The organism is Bacillus sp. 22-7, from assembly GCF_010628845.1.
Taxonomy (GTDB): Bacteria; Bacillota; Bacilli; order Bacillales; family Cytobacillaceae; genus Cytobacillus; species Cytobacillus firmus_B.
Genome location: NZ_NJQY01000004.1, coordinates 250842 through 269167, shown reverse-complemented (window position 1 = coordinate 269167; position 18326 = coordinate 250842). Strand labels below are relative to the sequence as shown.

General features: G+C 41.6%; 19 protein-coding genes. 12 read left to right on the top strand and 7 right to left on the bottom strand.

The annotated features are described in order from the left end of the window. Positions 1 to 162 precede the first annotated feature (162 nt). Positions 163 to 348, bottom strand: a complete 186-nt coding sequence (locus CE058_RS03240; RefSeq protein ID WP_035326541.1) for a hypothetical protein — start codon at positions 346 to 348, stop codon at positions 163 to 165. A gap of 226 nt (positions 349 to 574) precedes the next feature. Between CE058_RS03240 and CE058_RS03235 the strand changes: the two genes are divergently transcribed. The 5 genes from CE058_RS03235 to CE058_RS03215 all read left to right on the top strand — a co-directional run bounded on the left by CE058_RS03235 (position 575) and on the right by CE058_RS03215 (position 4922). Further along, entirely contained in the window at positions 575 to 1423 is an 849-nt protein-coding gene (locus CE058_RS03235; RefSeq protein WP_163140268.1) for a YitT family protein, read from the top strand. Positions 1424 to 1588: 165 nt separating this feature from the next. Then, complete coding sequence (locus CE058_RS03230; protein WP_048010368.1) at positions 1589 to 2218, top strand: NAD(P)H-binding protein; 630 nt, start codon at positions 1589 to 1591, stop codon at positions 2216 to 2218. A gap of 15 nt (positions 2219 to 2233) precedes the next feature. After that, positions 2234 to 3841: an FMN-binding glutamate synthase family protein gene (locus tag CE058_RS03225; protein WP_163140266.1), complete on the top strand. Its 1608-nt coding sequence runs from the start codon at positions 2234 to 2236 to the stop codon at positions 3839 to 3841. 203 nt (positions 3842 to 4044) lie between these two features. Continuing rightward, positions 4045 to 4422, top strand: coding sequence for a hypothetical protein (locus tag CE058_RS03220; RefSeq protein WP_019383483.1), 378 nt, complete (start codon positions 4045 to 4047; stop codon positions 4420 to 4422). Continuing rightward, a complete protein-coding gene (locus tag CE058_RS03215) occupies positions 4419 to 4922 on the top strand; it encodes an endolytic transglycosylase MltG (RefSeq protein ID WP_163140264.1) in 504 nt (167 codons plus the stop codon). The genes CE058_RS03220 and CE058_RS03215 overlap by 4 nt, the downstream gene beginning before the upstream one ends. A 171-nt stretch (positions 4923 to 5093) precedes the next feature. Here the strand turns inward: CE058_RS03215 and CE058_RS03210 are convergent, their stop codons facing one another. The 6 genes from CE058_RS03210 to CE058_RS03185 form a co-directional block, all read right to left on the bottom strand. Beyond that, positions 5094 to 5876 carry an alpha/beta fold hydrolase gene (locus CE058_RS03210; RefSeq protein WP_163140262.1) on the bottom strand — a complete coding sequence of 261 codons (783 nt, stop codon included), beginning with the start codon at positions 5874 to 5876 and terminating at the stop codon, positions 5094 to 5096. A gap of 14 nt (positions 5877 to 5890) precedes the next feature. Then, positions 5891 to 6220: a GNAT family N-acetyltransferase gene (locus CE058_RS03205; protein WP_163140260.1), complete on the bottom strand. Its 330-nt coding sequence runs from the start codon at positions 6218 to 6220 to the stop codon at positions 5891 to 5893. 215 nt (positions 6221 to 6435) lie between these two features. Further along, positions 6436 to 7044, bottom strand: coding sequence for an ankyrin repeat domain-containing protein (locus tag CE058_RS03200; RefSeq protein ID WP_163140259.1), 609 nt, complete (start codon positions 7042 to 7044; stop codon positions 6436 to 6438). 40 nt (positions 7045 to 7084) lie between these two features. Then, positions 7085 to 8308, bottom strand: coding sequence for an amidohydrolase (locus tag CE058_RS03195; RefSeq protein ID WP_163140257.1), 1224 nt, complete (start codon positions 8306 to 8308; stop codon positions 7085 to 7087). 26 nt (positions 8309 to 8334) lie between these two features. Then, the gene (locus CE058_RS03190) at positions 8335 to 9573 is read right to left on the bottom strand and encodes an amidohydrolase family protein (RefSeq protein ID WP_163140255.1); all 1239 of its coding nucleotides are present in this window, start codon (positions 9571 to 9573) and stop codon (positions 8335 to 8337) included. An 83-nt stretch (positions 9574 to 9656) separates the two neighbouring features. Beyond that, positions 9657 to 11234 (bottom strand): glutathione ABC transporter substrate-binding protein, encoded by a 1578-nt coding sequence (locus CE058_RS03185; RefSeq protein WP_163140253.1) that lies wholly within the window; start codon positions 11232 to 11234, stop codon positions 9657 to 9659. 280 nt (positions 11235 to 11514) lie between these two features. On the opposite strand from CE058_RS03185, the gene CE058_RS03180 reads away from it, so the two are divergent. The 7 genes from CE058_RS03180 to CE058_RS03150 all read left to right on the top strand — a co-directional run bounded on the left by CE058_RS03180 (position 11515) and on the right by CE058_RS03150 (position 18256). Beyond that, positions 11515 to 12417: an ABC transporter permease gene (locus tag CE058_RS03180; RefSeq protein WP_163140251.1), complete on the top strand. Its 903-nt coding sequence runs from the start codon at positions 11515 to 11517 to the stop codon at positions 12415 to 12417. A gap of 22 nt (positions 12418 to 12439) precedes the next feature. Beyond that, complete coding sequence (gene nikB, locus CE058_RS03175; protein ID WP_163140249.1) at positions 12440 to 13360, top strand: nickel ABC transporter permease; 921 nt, start codon at positions 12440 to 12442, stop codon at positions 13358 to 13360. A gap of 19 nt (positions 13361 to 13379) precedes the next feature. Then, positions 13380 to 14396, top strand: coding sequence for an ABC transporter ATP-binding protein (locus tag CE058_RS03170; RefSeq protein ID WP_163140247.1), 1017 nt, complete (start codon positions 13380 to 13382; stop codon positions 14394 to 14396). A gap of 1 nt (position 14397) precedes the next feature. After that, entirely contained in the window at positions 14398 to 15393 is a 996-nt protein-coding gene (locus tag CE058_RS03165) for an ABC transporter ATP-binding protein (protein ID WP_163140245.1), read from the top strand. A gap of 93 nt (positions 15394 to 15486) precedes the next feature. Continuing rightward, positions 15487 to 16257: a sensor histidine kinase gene (locus CE058_RS03160; RefSeq protein ID WP_163140243.1), complete on the top strand. Its 771-nt coding sequence runs from the start codon at positions 15487 to 15489 to the stop codon at positions 16255 to 16257. Next, positions 16254 to 16946, top strand: coding sequence for a response regulator transcription factor (locus CE058_RS03155; RefSeq protein WP_048010383.1), 693 nt, complete (start codon positions 16254 to 16256; stop codon positions 16944 to 16946). The genes CE058_RS03160 and CE058_RS03155 overlap by 4 nt, the downstream gene beginning before the upstream one ends. Next, positions 16943 to 18256 carry an SLC5/6 family protein gene (locus CE058_RS03150; protein ID WP_163140241.1) on the top strand — a complete coding sequence of 438 codons (1314 nt, stop codon included), beginning with the start codon at positions 16943 to 16945 and terminating at the stop codon, positions 18254 to 18256. Before CE058_RS03155 ends, CE058_RS03150 begins: the two co-directional genes overlap by 4 nt. Positions 18257 to 18326 lie beyond the last annotated feature (70 nt).

Below are 18326 nucleotides of genomic sequence, written 5' to 3'. Positions count from 1 at the left end.
GATACAGTGAAACTTGCCGACGCACAGGCAGAGGCTTAGTGGAACCAATCGGGTTCGTAGTGTCGATTGATCAAAGCGCTAGCGGAGATCTTAGCGACACTAGAACGCGACTAACAATCAGTGGGGGATAAGGAACCCCCCCCCACTGATTGAAGTTTCACTTTATTGTTCTTCTTTTTCCGGCTTGAATAAAAAATAGGAGATAACACCTGATAATAGTGCTGCACCGGCTGCTATCATCAAGCGGATCATCAGGTCTATCTGCTGGTAATCCTTATTCAGCATCCACATGGCTGCACCGGCTACAAGTATCATAATGGGAATGACAATAAGCTTTCTATTTTTCAAGATTTCTTACATCCTTTCGTGCTCGTGCTAGTCATAACTATTATATAAGAATTAAACAAAAATAGATAATAGCATCCACTTTTGCAAACCATTCCAATTTTCTTAATTATTAAACCTTATTTTTTTCCTCTCATTCCCTTTACAAAGGGGCTTGATGGGCTTTATAATCCCGTTGTTCCGCTTTTTACGGAATCCGAAAAAAACTATAATAAAGGAGGTTGCGGCGATGCGGCAAAAACTGTTTTCTTTTATGATGATCAACCTGGGAGCTTTCCTGGTTTCTATAAATGTCCATTTTTTCTTGTCCCCCAATAATTTAGCAACTGGAGGGGTCAGCGGATTGTCGATCATCATGAATGATTTATTTCCAGATTTCTCAATCGGTACATTCATGATTCTTGTCAATTTGATATTGTTTGCAGTTGGGTTTGTTTTTCTTGGATCTGGTTTTGGGGCAAAAACCATTTATGCCAGCTTTGCATTGTCCTTTTATGTATGGGCGCTTGAGAAGTTCGCCCCGATGGCTCAGCCGCTTAGTGATGACTTGCTTATTCAGCTGATCATCGGGCAATGCATCGCCGCAACCGGCATGGCGATTGTGTTTAACCAGCAGGCCTCCACTGGCGGTACAGATATCATCGCTATGATTTTTAATAAATATTTAAATATTGAAGTTGGCAGAGGAGTGCTTCTGGCTGATTTAGCCATTGCCCTGTCTTCCGCCGTTCTATTTGGGCCGCAAGTCGGCATGTATGCCTTTTTTGGAGTCATTATTAATGGATTTGTGATTGATTATGCACTTCAGCAATTCAATTCAAACAAGGAAATTGTGATTATCAGCCACCACAGTGATGAAATTAAAACCTATATTGTTCATGAACTGGGGAAGGGTGCAACCATTCACACGGCAACCGGTGCCTTCACTTCAGATAAAAAAGAAGTCATTACAACCATCCTGGGCAGAAAAGATTTTACAAAGCTGAAAAGCTATATTACCCAGGTTGACAATAAAGCATTTATCACAGTACACACGATGAATGAAATACTCGGACAGAATTTTAAACGGCTGGCATAAACGGCAAAGCTTCATCCGCAAAGGATGGATACAGTGAGCCGTCTGAGCCACATAACGATTTGAGTAAAACCAGCGCGGTCCTCTTAATGGGCCGCTTTTTTGTTTGCCTGATTTTGGTTTTAAATAAACCCCTTGTGGAAAAAAGGTAAAAAAGGAGGCGTTAGCATGAAGGTGATTGTAATCGGTGCCAATGGAGATGTCGGTGAGCATGTAATCAGGAAGCTCGCTGACAGGAAGCATGAAGCTCTTGCCGTTGCGGCAAAGGAAAACCAAATTGAGGATCTGATCAAGCTGGGAGCAGCACAGGCAATTGTTTATGACGAGGAAAAGCTGATCCCCTATCTGCAGGCATCAGATGCAGTGATTTACTTGACAGGCGTCAATCCTAAAAAACATACAGGCAAAACTGTTATGGTCGATCACCAATCTATATCCGACATCATCCAATTGGCACAAAAATCAAATGTCAGGAGATTTGTGATGATGAGTGCAGTTAAAGCGGAGGAAAGCGAAACAGACCCTTCCCGCAAAATTGCGGCGAAGGATCTTCCGGAGGATATGCTCAAAACTGCCAATCTAGTATACACAGTGGTTCGGATTGGCCAATTAACGGACAATCCCGGGAACGGAGCCATTACCCTGTCAAAGAAAATCCATGACCGAAAGGCTGAGATACCGCGCGAGGACGCTGCTGAAGTTCTGGTAGAGTCCCTTAACCAGGAAGCGGTCTTTCATTCGACCATTGAAGCAGCCTCGGGAGACACCCCTATCAGTGAAGCCCTAAGCCAGTTTTAATAGAAGGAGGATAAAATGAGTTTAACAGATTACCTTATCATTGCATTATTCGTATTTATCTCATTGGTTATTTTTGTCCCTGTCATTCTATTTATTTATTGGTATATAAAAGATGACAGGCAGAAACAGCACTCTATACTGAGGAACTTCCCGGTAATCGGGAAGGTGCGGTACTTCGCAGAAAATGTGGGGCCTGAACTAAGACAGTACCTGTTCAATAATGATACAGAAGGCAAGCCTTTTTCCAGAAAGGAATACCAGGATGTTGTCAAAGCCGGCAAATACAAAGAAAGATTAATAGGCTTCGGATCGATAAGAAATTTTGACGAAGAAGGCTTTTATATACGAAACACCCTGTTCCCAAAACTGGTTGATGAAATGAAGGTGGATAATACAAGGAAAATAAACACCCGTGTCTATAAGGTCGATGGGGATAATCTTTTTTCAAGAAAGGAGCACAGCGAAGAAAAATTGGCTGATCCTTACTATCTTCGGGATGAGGATGCGGTCGTACTGGGAGAAAACAGCTGCCGGCAGCCATTCAGGGTCAAGGGACTTGTAGGACAATCGGCCATGAGCTATGGATCTCTCGGTGAAAAAGCCATTACGGCCCTTTCCAAAGGGCTTGGCCTAGCAGGAGGAACCTGGATGAATACCGGTGAAGGCGGCCTGTCTCAGTATCATTTGGCCGGCAGCCCGGACATCATTATGCAAATCGGCCCTGATATGTTCGGTGTCCGAAAGGCCAATGGGGAATTTTCATGGGAAGAATTTAAAAAGAAAAGCGATATACCTGAGGTCAAGGCCTTTGAACTAAAGCTTGCACAGGGTGCGAAAACCCGCGGCGGCCATGTAGAAGGCGAAAAAGTAACCGAAGAAATCGCCAGTATCCGGCTTGTCGAAGTCGGGAAAACGATTAACAGTCCAAACCGTTTCTATGAATTTGATAATGTCCCTTCCATGTTCGATTTTATAGAGGAGCTCAGAAGTGTTGGCGGAAAGCCTGTCGGCATGAAAATTGTGGTAGGTGACCTGGATGCTCTTGAAAACATGATTTCCTATATCAAGGAGAGCGGCAAAGGCCCGGACTTCATCACAGTGGATGGCGGTGAAGGCGGAACAGGGGCGACTTATCAGGAGCTTGCGGACAGCGTGGGGCTCCCTATCCAATCCGCCCTGACAGTTATCGATGAAATGCTGAGGGAGTATGGGGTACGGGACCGTGTGAAAATTATCGCTTCCGGTAAATTAATCACTCCTGATAAAATTGCCATAGCTCTTGCAATGGGAGCGGATCTGGTCAATATTGCCCGCGGTTTTATGATCAGCGTCGGCTGCATTATGGCCGGTGTCTGCCATACCAATCACTGCCCGGCAGGGGTGGCGACAACCGACAAAAAGCTTCAGGATGGTTTAATTGTTGAGGAAAAGCATTACCGGGTTTGCAACTATGTCATTTCGCTCAGAGAAGGGTTATACAATCTGGCGGCAGCGGCAGGAATTGATAATCCCACCCAATTTGAAAGAAAACATATTGTCCATAAAGATAAATTCGGGAGAGTCTCTCCCATCGAAGACATTCTGCATGCCGCCAAACGCGCACAGCTGCAGAAAGAAAACTGAACAAATGGAAGCCCGGTCCTGAATGGCCCGGGCTTTTATAAGAAATAGGATTTACCATCCGTACCTTTTTCTGACATAAAAACAGGACTATCGTGTTATTTTGAGGTTATCATTCGAAATCCCCCGGCAATAAAGGTATAATTTAGTTTGGTAAAAAAATAGATACCGAGAAAAAAAGTGTTTACATAAGGGAGGATTTTAGGATGGGATGGGTAATTGCCATATTATTTGGTTCAGCAGTCGTGCTGCTCATTTTATCGTTTTTAAAAACGGCGCAGTCAAAATCAAATATTGAGCAGCAAATTGATCAGGTTACTTTTACACTAAAAAATGAAATTCATGAGCTTCAGCAGCAAATCAGAAATATTGAATTGGACGCAGAGATTACGGCGAAGCAATCAGGAGCTATGAGCGGGCCATCAGAAGAAAGATTGCTGCTTCGCGAAGTACTGGATTTGCATAAACGCGGATATTCCAATGAAAGCATTGCATTAAAAAAACAGCTTACGCCTAACGAGGTTGATCTGATGCTCTTGCCTTATTCAGCGAACAAGGGTGAAAGGAGCATGGTTGCCCAATGACACCAAATTCCTTGCGCAGTTTTGCAGCAGGCCTTTTAGCGGCTGCCATTTTGACGGGAAGTGTCTATCTATTTGGACCTTCTGAAGCAAAGAGCACTGAAAAGCCATCGGATAAAGCAGAGAAAGTGGAAAAGCTGTCAGATGAAGAAATGATTGACCTGCTGGCATCTAAAGGCTACGTCATCAACACGGAAGATGAATGGAGCAAACAGCTTGCTGCTGCCGCAAAATCCAGCGAGAAAAAAGAGGATAAAACCGAAAAGAAAACCGATGACAAAACCGGCGAAAAAGTTGTTTACCGGACTATTTTAACCGTATCAATGGGAATGACCAGCATTGATGTGGGGAACGCGCTTGAAAAAGCCCATATAATTGAAAGCGGCATCCAATTCTATAAAGATGTAGAAAAACGCGGTCTTGAGAATGATCTGCGTCCCGGCACGTTTGAAATAGAAAGCGGAATGACGACGGACGAGATTATTTCAGTTATATTTAAGTAAGATAAAGCTCCTTTTCTGGTGAAAAGGAGCTTTTTTTCTATATTTCACTCGCAAAAATGATTAATTTGGCGGCAAAGGAGCCTTTCTGTGCGCTTAACGCCAATTTAAGTGCGGATAAGATTTTTTATGTGAGGATAACACAAATTTATGTGCGCTCCAAAACAGAGACTGCTACTCTTTCAAAAACCCGCGGATAGCCTCTGCAAGTTCTTCCGGCGCTTCGTACATGCTCATGTGCCCCGCATTATCAATGGTCACCTGATTGATGTTAGATCCTTTGACTGCAAATGATTTTTCAGGAGGGACAATCTGGTCTTGTTCTCCAGCGACAATTAACACTGGGAGCTTTGTATTTTTCAAGACATGACTGCGGCCACCGCGCTGTTTCATTGCTTTCAGGGCAGCCTTTGCACCTTCAGCTCTTGTACGATAGCCAATTTCTTTTGCCATTTGAATTTGGTCCGGATGTTTCTCCCCTGGTGCAAAAAGCTTCGGCACCAGTCCATCTATAAAGGATTCTATACCCTCCTTATCGATTTTACCGGCAGCGACATCCCTTCCCTTTTTCCCTTCTTCGGAATCCGGGCTGGCTGTTGAATGGATAAGGGAAAAGGATTTCAGCTTTTCCTCATATGCTTCAGCAAATGCAAGGGCTACATAACCGCCCAATGAATGGCCGAAAAGAGATACTTTTTCAAGTCCCAGCTCATCCATAGCTCCTTTGATTACTTCTGCCATCTTTTCAATAGAGGGCTCACCCTCTGGCAGCCCTGAACCTTCATGTCCCGGAAGATCCATCGCAATGACTCGAAAGTTCTCCGCCAAAATTGGAATCACCCTAGCCCAATAACCTTTGCTGCCGCAAAATCCATGCAGCAATACAAGCGGCTCCCCTTTGCCTTCATCATAGTATGAAATGGCTGTTCCATTTACATCTATTCTTTTTGCGTCCATGCAGAAAACCTCCTTTAGTTTGCAAGCAAATCCTGATATTCGCTCTTTCGGTCAAAAACAGCTTTGGCATATGAGCAGGCAGGCACAACCTTATATCCCTTGCTGCGTGCCTCCTGAACGACGCTTTCCAGAAGCTTTCCTGCAATTCCCTGTCCGCGCAGGGAGTCGCTTACATATGTATGGTCTATGGTTATGACAGAATCACCGCTTGGAATATACGTAATTTCCGCTATCATATTCCCTTCTTCATCATTCATAAAAAACCGGTTTTCTTCTTTTTGGATATCTGTATTCATCGCATTTCCTCCTTTATTTAAATATGTCCTTATACTTGATGTTAACATACTGTCTTCGGAATTATTTGAATATCCCTTCCTATATCTTCCCTGCTTAATAAAACTTTTAAACTTTAGCTTTTCTTGCGGGTACTTACTATCCTCTTGCATTGCATGCTGCCGCTGCTGAGGGATTCAATCTTTCGGGGACATCTATATAAACCAAAATAAATCCCTTTCTGCTATTAAAACAGAAAGGGATTTATTACCTAAAAACTATGCAATTACTCTATACCAGTGGTAAATAAAATATTCTCTATTTCTTTGTATCCTTTTCTTCTGGCAAGCTCAATCGGCTTCACACCATATTGGTCTGTAAGACTTGTATCGGCCCCGTGTTCAAGCAAAAGCTTTATGATGGCCTGCTGGGTTTCTCCTCCATCATTCAAAACAATGGCTTCAATCAAAGGTGTCCATCCGCAATAATTGGTATGATTTACGTTCATATCTGTAGATGTTAAAAGCTCCCGAACTACTTCTAAATGTCCCTTTTCGCAGGCTGGAGTAATACCCACTCCGCCAAATCTCGTTAAGAGATTAATATCAGCCCCAGCGCTAATCATCATTTTTACTAACTTCAAATCTCCATGAATGCATCCATATAAAAATGGGTTTAAGCTGGTTTGATCTTGAAGATTAATGTCTGCTCCTGACTCCGCCAGAAAATGAACCAAATCATAATGCTTATTTATTGAAGCAATCAAAATGGCCGTTCGTTTTTTCTTATCTCGCAGATTAATATTAATGCCGCTCTCTATACAGGCTTTCAAACATTCAAGGTCACCATTTTCTGCTGCTGCGAATAACACAAGGCTATCATCAATTTTTAACATATGATCCTCCGTAAAATATGGTATTTATACCAGAAACGCTCTATGTCAGCTGCCCTGCGACCACTTTCCCTCTAAAAATTACCGCTTCTCTTTCAGGTGTTCTCGCAACAGCTTCTGCCGAACACGAAGCATTGACTAGCACCAAGTTTGCTTCTTCTCCCTCAAGCGGCCAACTCATCTCTCCATCCTTGTTTAATGGAACAGGACCCCCAGTGGCCCATTTTAATGATTGTGCCAGAGAAATTTCATCGCTCTTGCGATAAAGTTCACCATATCTCGTTACTTTTTCCAGCAGATCTCCATTCCCGAAAGGTCCCCAGGAATCATAGAATCCATCACAGCCCAGATAAACATTTACACCTTTCCTGTCCAAGAGTTCAATTGGCGGAAGAGATTTTGTTATAGGAATAGTCGACATGATCGACATTCCAAGCCCATTCAATCTTTCCGCCATTTCTTCTGCTTGCGGCACTGGTACTTCCCCTAAACAAAATGCATGGCTTACAGCAGCACGATTGTGCCACTTGGCTTCTTCTATCATTTCAGCAAATTTATCAATGGTATATAATCCAGCATGTCCGCCATCATGTAAATGGATATCTATATCTGCATCAAATTCTGTACTCAGATTCATAACTTCATAAAGTGACTTTTCAATGTTGCGGTCAATTCCTGCAGGATCAAGACCGCCTACAATGCTGGCGCCAGATCTCATCGCTTCTTTCATAAGAGGAATTACATGTTCCCTTAAAAGACCATGTTGAGGGAAAGCTACAATTTCGTATGTCAGTTTGTCGGAATAGTCTTCTAGAGCTTCTCTTACGCCCTCCAGGTTCTTTAAGCCAATATAAGGATCAATATTAACATGGGTACGAATATGAGTTGACCCCTTAGAAAGGAGAAGCTCAATCATTTTGCTTGCCCGCTGTCTGGCTGTAGGAGCCAATTCCTCAAGCTCCATTGCTTCATACCGTAAACGTTCCTCTAAGTTTTTGACCGGCCTGCATGCCTTCCAATCAAGAGATAGATAGGTCTTATCAAGATGGTTGTGCATCTCTTTAAAAGATGGCAGTGCCAGAAATCCTCTTCCGTCCACCTTTTCTTCATTCTCGGAAATTTTATAAGTGCTGCCCTGTTTTTCTATAATTTTTCCATCTTCAATTTTTAAATGAAAGAGTTCCGTTGTTGTGGTATAAGCTCCCTTGTCATCCTGAAGATGTCCTGTTTCAAGCTTTATATTTGTTAACCAATGGGAAGTTGACACTGTATATCCTCCTTTTTGCTCTTAAGCTATGAATTTATCAGGTTTTTCTCAATTCGTTTGCTTTCAACCTTATTGCCTTTGAAAAATAATGCCTCAACCGGTGCTCGTCTTGCAATTGCCTCTGCTGAACATGCCGCATCAACAAGCATCATCGTTGCATCGTCGCCTACTTTTGGCCAAACCCGTTCACCAGCTTTATTCAGAGGAGTAATCCCGCCAGTTGCAAACTTCAAGACTGATGATAAAGAATATTCATCAATCATTCGGAACCTTTCCGCAAGTGTCCCCAGTTTCTGTATGGTGTTTCCTGTTCCGAACGGGGACCAGTGATCGGTGATGCTGTCATGGCCGACTGAAACGGGAATACCATAACGATCAAGGGCAGGAACCGGAATAGTTGTACGATTAATTGGAATGGTAGTGGTCACGTCAATTTCCTGCTCTTTCAATATTGCAGCCATCTCAGCCAATGCATCTCCGGACAAGTCAGCTAAAGCAATTCCATGGCTAATGGTTGCTCTTCCTGCCATGCCTGCTTCTTTTGTATAATCTGCCATTCTCTCGAATGTAAAAGCTCCCAATGAGTTAGGATCATGAAGATGGATATCGACTCCCTTATTATGCTCTGCTGCGATTTCAAATATGGTGTGCAGGGACTTTTCAATGTTTCTGTCCACGGTAGCTGGATCAACCCCGCCTACTAACGTGGCACCATTTTTCATAGCATCCCGAATTAACTGGACAGAACCGCTTCTCAGCAGTCCATGCTGCGGAAACGCAACAATGTCATATGTAAGGACATCTTCATATTTCTTTAGTGCATTGACAGTAGCTTCCAAGTTTTTCAGGCCTATTACAGGGTCAACATTACAATGTGTGCGAATGTGGGTATGGCCATTTGTCAAATACAGCTCTATCATTTTCTCAGCACGTTCTTGTGCGGTTGGGAGAAGCTTTGGCAATAGCTCCTTTTCCTCTTCTAATCTAGTGAAAATGCCATTCGTGATCGGTGTACAGGCTTTCCAGGGCCCGCCATAATAGGTTTTGTCAATATGAATGTGCATATCTCTTAAAGAAGGAAGCAGAAGCTTCTGTTTTGCATCAAGCTGGCTTTCATTAGAATCTGGGGCAAGCTGTGAAATTTCTGCAATTTTCCCATCTTCGATTTTCAAGTGGCAAATTTCTGTGCTTGTGCCTGTAATTTGTTCATTTTCGCTGATGAATCCTGTTTCCAGCCGAACATTTGTGATCCAAAGAGCTGTCATTCTAATTCCCCCTTAGTATTGAAGATGAAGGAAAAGTACTTTTGCTTCAAAAGTACTTTTCCGTTTCACTCTTTAACTTCTATTTATTTAATGACTGCTTCATCAATCATTAAATAATTGGCAGCATTGAGCCAAAAGCCGCTTACGTTTTTGCTGTGCGCAGCCATATGTTCATAGTTCCGGATTGGTATATAGACCGCATCCTCTAATTCCATTTGCATCACTTTCTCATATAGATCCTTCCGCTTTGCTTCGTCAGTCTCTCTGCGTGCTTCTTCAATGATTTTGTCTACCTCAGGGTTGCTGTAATAGAAATGGTTTCCGGGAGGTCCCTGTGATGCCGTATGGAATAGATTATACTGGTTATAATCTCCATCTCCCGTGGCATTTCCCCATCCCCCGATAAACAAATCATGCTCAGATTTATCGATTGTATCGATATATGCACCATATTCCATTACCTGAATATCTACCTCAACGCCAATTCCCTTTAATTGCGATTGAATAACTTCAGCCATATTGATGCGTTCTTTTCTATCACTTGTCAGTAATTTAAGCTTAAGCCCGTTTTCATATCCTGCTTCTTTTAGCAATTTCTTTGCTTCATTTAAATCATAATCATAAGGCTTAACATTTTCACTGTGGCCAAACACTTTTGGACTCATCGCAGCATTAGCAAGTGTCCCCACATTGTTGTAAACCCCTTTAATGATTGCTTCTCTCTCAACGGCATGGCTGATTGCTTTGCGGACTTTAACATCATCCAACGGCTTTTTCTTGGTGTTAAATCCGATGTATTCAACTGCAAGCCCCTCAGCACGGAGAAGTCCCATTGATTCAGAAGCCTCAATTCTCTCAATTTCTGTAACAGGCACCTGATCATTAATATGTGCTTCCCCAGTTTCAATCATAGCCAGCCGAGTCGCGTCTTCAGGAACAACCTTAAAAATAACCTCATCAATACTTGGCTGTTTTCCCCAATAGTTTTCATTTTTCTCCAAGGAAATTTCCTGTCCAGTCTTCCATTCTTTAAAAACAAACGGGCCTGTACCAACAGGTTTCTCTGCAAGCGTCTCCTGGTTTTCGGCCAGCGCCTTTGGACTCATGATGCTTCCTTCGCTGCTTGCAAGAATAGAAAGCAGCGGAGCATATGGATAATCAAGCAATAATTGTATTTTGTACTCATCAATTACTTTTACTTCATTAATCATCGCGAATTTCTCACGCTGAGGAGACCCGGTGTTTGGATCCAGCAAACGGTCAAATGTGGCCTTCACAGCCTCAGCGTTAAACGGTGTACCGTCATGAAAGGTTACGCCTTCTTTTAGTTTAAACTCCCAGGTCGTATCATCAATGACATTCCATTCTGTTGCCAGCAGCGGCTGAATGTTCATATCTTTATCTGGTTCCACTAAAGTTTCATATACTTTTTGATAAATTATATTTGCTGAAGGTATATCTGTTATAAAGTGAGGATCTAATTTTGTTGCATCTGATAAACGGACAACTGTTAAGGTGCCGCCATCCTTTTTACCCTCGGATTCATTGCCAGCTGCCTGCTCTGTTTTTGTTTGTGTGGAACATGCTGTTGACAGCAGCATCATTAAGCATAGGAAAATCATTAGCATTTCCTTTCGAAAGTGCTTTCTATCTTTCTCCATTTTTCTCTCCCCTTTTTTAATAAATAATTCCGATAGTAAAGTCAATGTTCACCGTCCCTCCGTAAATGCTTATCTGCATTATAGAAGATGATGCATTCAGATATTTACAGAATATTTACCTTATTTTTAAATATTTTGACAACTGTTTTAAAAAATATTTACTTTACAGGTAATTTTGATAATTTTAACTAAACGTTTGCAATTCACTCTTTCTTTTGAAAGGAGGAATATCGATTTGCATTTTAGTACTAGTAAAAAAATCTATTAGGGGGGAAATAAGATGACAGTTCAAGTAAAAACGGAGCAGCCGGAAATAGCTGTAAAGACATTGATCAGCTCTAAGGAGTCTAGAATAAAAGATTTTCTTTCTATATTGATGCAAAATAAAGCTGCACTGGCTGGGGCCATTATTATTTTTGTTTATCTGTTAATGGCGGCATTTGCACCGCTGCTGGCTCCATATAGCCCATACGAAATTGATTTGGAAAATAAGCTGACTCCACCATCTGCAGACCATTGGATGGGAACAGATGATAAAGGAAGAGATATTTTAAGCCGGATTCTTTATGGTTCCAGGCTATCAATGGGGGTCGGCTTTGCTGCTGTGTTATTCGGAGCATTTTTCGGAATTATTTTTGGCCTTGTTGCAGGTTATTATGGCAAATGGGTTGACACCATTATCATGAGGATGATGGATGTTATGCTCGCATTCCCAGGAATTCTTCTAGCCCTGGCCATTATTGCAGCATTGGGTCCAAGTCTGATTAATGTGACCATAGCAGTAGGGGCTTTTTCTGTACCTTTATTTGCAAGGATTGTCCGCGGATCTACTTTAGAAGTAAAGCGTCTTGAGTATATTGATGCAATCCGCTCGCTTGGCGCCTCTGATTTTGTCATTATTTTCAAGCATATTTTCCCGAACATTCTATCACCTATTATTGTTCAAGGGACTCTGCGTTTAGCTACTGCCATTCTGTCAGCAGCTGGATTATCATTTCTTGGACTTGGGGCACAGCCGCCTTCACCTGAATGGGGAACCATGCTCAGCAGCGGGAGGGATTTCTTATTCTCAGCACCGTATATTGCCCTGTTCCCTGGTCTCGCTATTTCCATCCTCGTCCTTGGATTTAATATTTTTGGTGATGGCTTACGTGATGCTTTTGATCCCCGGATGAAAAAATAAAAGCTTTGAGGAGGTTACATCTATGCTGATGTTTATATTACGCCGGATTTTACAGACCATCCCGGTTATTATTGGAGTTACTTTTGTTGTCTTCTTCATTATGCAGCTCGTTCCAGGGGATCCTGCAGTACTTCTTGCCGGTGAAGGAGCCTCAAAAGAAACGATTGAAGCTATTCGTGAACAGCTTGGATTAAACCAGCCTTTATATATCCAATACTTCGAATACTTAGCAAATGTGTTTAAGGGGGATTTAGGCGTCTCCTTAAAAAACAGCCAGCCGGTTCTTGATGAGATATTGGTAAGACTGCCAATTACGATCGAACTCGCCTTCTTTAGCATCATTATCACAATCGTGCTGGGAATGGCAGCAGGTATTATTTCAGCTGTTAAACCTTATTCTTTGACCGATGTCAGCGTTATGCTTGTTGCGCTCTTAGGAATTTCACTTCCAAGCTTCTGGTTTGGCCTCATGCTTATGTATTTCTTCTCTGTTAAGCTTCAAATTTTGCCTGTAGCAGGATGGGACAGTCTGCTCCATGTCATCTTGCCGGCTATAACCCTTGGAGCAGGAGGAGCAGCAATTGTCGCAAGGATGACCAGGTCGAGCATGCTGGAAGTTATTCGCCAGGATTATATTCGTACAGCACGTGCAAAAGGGCTTCGCGAGCGAATCATCATTTATAAACATGCACTTAGAAATGCACTGATACCAGTGATCACGGTTGTGGGCCTGCAGTTTGGCGCACTCCTTGGAGGTACCGTATTGGTGGAATCGATTTTTGCTATTAATGGTCTTGGAAGAATGATTGTCGATGCAATTCGAATGCGTGATTTGCCAATGGTCCAGGGAGGAGTATTATTTGCCTCACTTATTTTCGTAGTTGTGAATTTATTCGTAGATGTCTTTTATCGGTTCTTCAATAAACGCATTGAACTAAATTAGTTAAGGGTGGTGACTGGACATGAAAGAAATAAACAAGCCAATACTTGAAGTAAAAGGGTTAAAAACCCACTTCACAACAAAGCGGGGAGTCAGCAAAGCGGTTGATGGCATCGATTTTACACTGCATAAAGGGGAAACGCTGGGAATTGTAGGGGAATCCGGATGCGGGAAAAGTATGACCTCCCTCTCCATTCTCCGCCTTATTCCTTCTCCTCCGGGAAAAATTGCCGGTGGTTCCGTTCTTTTTAAAGGAAGAGATTTAGTAACAATGCCAGAGGATGAAATGAGAAAAATTCGCGGGAATGAAATATCTATGATTTTTCAGGAGCCAATGACCTCCTTAAATCCTGTAATCCCGGTTGGAGAGCAAATTGCAGAAGCTTTAAGGCTGCACCAAAAGATGGGGAAAAAAGCTGCATGGGATAAATCAGTTGAAATGCTGAAGATGGTTGGAATCCCCTCTCCTGAAAAACGGGCGAAACAAGAGCCATTCCAATTGAGCGGCGGGATGCGCCAGCGTGTCATGATTGCAATGGCTCTTGCATGTACACCTGAGGTATTAATAGCAGATGAGCCAACGACAGCCTTGGATGTTACGATTCAAGCACAAATATTGGAGCTGATTAAAGAGCTGCAAACAAAGATCGGAATGGGTGTAATTATGATCACCCACGATTTGGGGGTAGTGGCAGAAACTTGTGATAAGGTAGCCGTAATGTATGCAGGCAATATAGTCGAGCATGCTTCCACACAGCAAATATTTGCTGCTCCAAAGCACCCGTATACCCAAGGTTTATTGAACTCATTGCCTAAAATCCATGAAGATCAGGAAGAATTAATTACGATAGATGGCAGTGTCCCAAGCCCTTACAATATGCCTGCCGGTTGCCGTTTCGCCTCTAGATGCCCTTATGCGGAAGATATATGTGCTGCACAACAGCCTGATCTTGTTGCCTATTCTGATGATAGTAAAGTAAGATGCTGGAAATACACCGACAAGTGGACTGGCAAAAGAGAGAAAGAAGGGGTTGTCTAATATGAACACGGCCGCAGAAAAAAATATCATCCTGCAGGTAGATCAATTAAAACAATATTTCCCGGTTAAAAAGGACTCTATCTTCAAGCCAAAGACATATGTAAAGGCGGTAGACGATATTTCATTTGAGCTTTTTGAGGGTGAAACATTAAGTATAGTCGGGGAGTCAGGCTGCGGGAAATCAACAACCGGACGTGCCATTTTAAGGCTTGATGAACCTACTGACGGAAAGGTTCTTTATATGGGGAAAGATATTTTAACGCTAAATAAAAAGGATATGAGAAAACTTAGAGGTGATTTGCAGGTAATATTTCAAGATCCTTTTGCTTCTCTTAATCCCCGTCAAACGGTGAAGCAAATTTTGAATGAAGCCATGGCCATTCAGAATGTGGTTGAAAAATCAAAGCGAAAGGAAAGAATGCTGGAACTGCTGGGCTATGTTGGACTTCCTCCAGAAGCGCTTGACAGATATCCGCATGAATTCAGCGGCGGCCAGCGCCAGCGTATTGGGATCGCCAGAGCATTGGCCGTCAATCCGAAATTAATCATCTGTGATGAAGCTGTATCTGCCCTGGATGTATCTATCCAGGCACAAATTCTCAATCTATTAAAGAAGCTGCAAAAGCAGTTTAAATTGACCTTTCTTTTTATCTCTCATGACCTTAGTGTCGTCAGGCATATTTCAGACAGGGTTATGGTGATGTATCTGGGTAAAGTGGTCGAGATTGCAGAGAAAAAAGAAATGTTCGATTCTCCGCTCCACCCTTATACAAAAGCGCTTCTCTCGTCTATTCCAGTCCCGGATCCAACTTTAAAAAGGGACCGTGTAATATTAAAAGGAGATGTACCATCACCAATTGATCCTCCTGAAGGCTGCAGGTTCCATACACGCTGTCCTTTTGCTGCAGAAAAATGCAAACAGGAGGAACCTCCCCTTAGGGAGCTGGTTAATAATCACTTTGTAAGCTGTCATTTCGCTGAAATTCTTCCAGTTTAATACAAATACCTCTATTATGTATAAAATGTTATATTAAAAAAGGGATAGGTTATGATACCTCCCTTTTTTAATACTTAAGGAGAAACGAACCCCATGCTGCCTATTGAATCATTCTCCATATACATTATGTTTTGTGTTCTGGTTCCGCTGGCAGGGGCCTTTACCCTGCTATTTTTATTTGTTTTTGAAAAAAGAATTGATTTACTTGAGAAGCAAAAAAGAGAGATAGCGCTGGAAAGTGAATTGCAGACAGCTTTATACAATCAATTAAATCAGGAAATCCAGCCGCATTTCTTTTTTAATACCTTAAACTCAATCCTTGCTCTAGCCAGGCTCGACCGCAAAGAAGAATTGATACGGTCGATTGAAACCCTTTCAAAACTCCTGAAATTTAAATATCGGACATTAAATAACTTTATCTCAATTGAAGATGAACTTACTTATGTTAATTACTATCTGGAGATACAAAAAACCAGATTTAGAGATCGTCTTCATTATGAAATTCAACTGGACAATCATGTGAATAAAGCCATTATCATTCCCTTTTTAATACAAACTCTTGTGGAAAATGCTTTTAAGCATGCCTTTGAAAGACATATTGGCGAGGCTTTATTAAAAATAAAAGTAATAAAGATTGAATCATCCATTTATGTCTCAGTGTGGAACAATTCCATAGAACGCTATGAAACAAGTCCCCTGGATGGCGGGGTGGGGCTGGAGAACATAAAAAGAAGACTTGAGCTTTTATTCCCCCATGATGAAACTTCTGTTCAATTAACAGACCAGGGGGACGGAACAGCTGTTTTGGCTATATTCCCCCACGTTATTATGGCAGAAAAATTGGAAGGAGAAAGGATGCAATGAATATTTTGCTTGTAGATGATGAACTTATCGAATTGGAACAGCTGGAATATCTCATCAAAAAGAAATTTCCCAATTGGATTCTTTATAAGGCTCAGGATGCCTCTCAAGCTCTTCAGATTATTAAGAAGCATGATATCTTTCTTGCGTTCCTTGATATTCAGCTCCCAGGAAAATCAGGGTTAGATTTAGCAATGGAGCTTTCCTCAGCTGGTGACATTGATTTAATCATGGTTACAGCTTATCAAAATTTTGATTATATTCAAAAGTCACTCAGACTCGGGGTAATTGATTATATTACAAAGCCCGTCATTGAAGAGGAATTAATGAGCGTTTTGCGGAGATATGAACGAATTGGCAGTTACTCTGAGCAAATTGTTAAAGCCTTGCAAATTATTCAAAAGGAATATAATGAAAAACTTACTTTAAATTATTTAGCATCTAAAATTCATATCAATTCAGCTTATCTGAGCAGAAAGTTTCATGAGGAAGTAGGAATGGGGTTTTCCGAATACTTAAATGACTTTCGATTAAAACAAGCACAAAAAATGCTGATTGAAAGTCCTGATTTAAGCATTAGCAGTATTTCAGAAAAGTGCGGCTTTAACAGTCAGCACTACTTTAGTCAAATCTTTCGGAAAATGACTGGCCAATCTCCAAGGGATTACCGCCTGAAGGAGACTTCACAATGAAGAAAACCGATTTTCAATACTATATTGGCGGGGCATTCCAGCTCGGAATCGGTTTTGGTGTTGTGAGTCTTTTGTCCAGATGGGTAACAGGCAATACCATTCTTTCATCGCCCGAAACATTAATAAAGTACGGACTAACCGGAGGAATCGGCTATTCTCTTATGGGGGCACTTGCACTCATCTTATTTGGAATATTAGCAAAAAAGATTCGGGATCGGTTTCACGACCATCAAACGATAGGAGATGTACTGCGCGAAAGATTGACTCCACGCGGCTACTGGTTCATGATCTCTATTCTTATTGTGATTAGTTTCCATTCTATATTTGTTCAGGCTATGGGTGCAGGAATCCTTCTGCACATGATTTTTCCCCTGCCTGTTTTTTCTGGTATGGTTTTCTTTTTATTGTTTTGTTTTTTTATTGGGGGAGCAGGAGGCATGCAAAGAATTCATCAGCTTGCAGGCATTAATGTTGTGCTCATATTCAGCGCTGTCATCGTCATCCCTGTTTACTTTTATATCCAGGAAGGTGTATACCCTGTTTATGAAGGCATTAAATTATATCATCCATACATACTTTATGTTAAAAACACGGAAGCTATTTTGTTTATTTTCACAGCCATTTTAATTGGATTTGGACAAGTGATTATCGATCGTGCCTCATGGCAGAGAGTTTTTATTATAAAGAAAGAAAAGCTGAGAATTACGTTTACATTAGCAGGTTTAATATGGGCAACTATTCCTCTTGCATTATCATCGCTGATTATGATTATTATTTTTGGAAGAAGCTATGATTCCATTTATTCTTTGTTATTTGAATTAATTGGAAAAATCAATTCAACTTTGCTTATTGTTTTATTTGTCCTGTTTTGCTTCAGTGCCATTTCATCTGCCATTAGTGCAGAATTACATGCTATTGTCACATTAATCATTAAAAATATCGCCGGTGTGCTTCGCCCTCTCAGCAATAAAGAAAAATGGGGATTCACCTATCTGTTTTCCGGAGCCATTTGTCTATTATTATTAATTATCGTTAGTATCTTGCCTCCATCTCCTATTGAACTGCTGTTTTTTTTCGGTAATATTTATGCTTCCATGATCGTTCCAATGCTGTACATTATACTAGGGAGTAAAACCTTGCCTGCCCTTATTCCCCTTGCCTCTATTATTGGGACTGCCGGAGGGTTTGCAGCTTTGCCAATTATGGAAAATATTCTTACGATTTGGATCAGCTTTTCACTGTCCAGCTTAATTTGCTTAAGTTATTTCATTTACAATCTATTAAGAATGAAGCTGACTATGAACGTCTAGTGGGGACACCTTATGAATATATATTTCGTGTTCAATTCAGCATATCGCTCTCTTCCAGAAGATCCGGCTA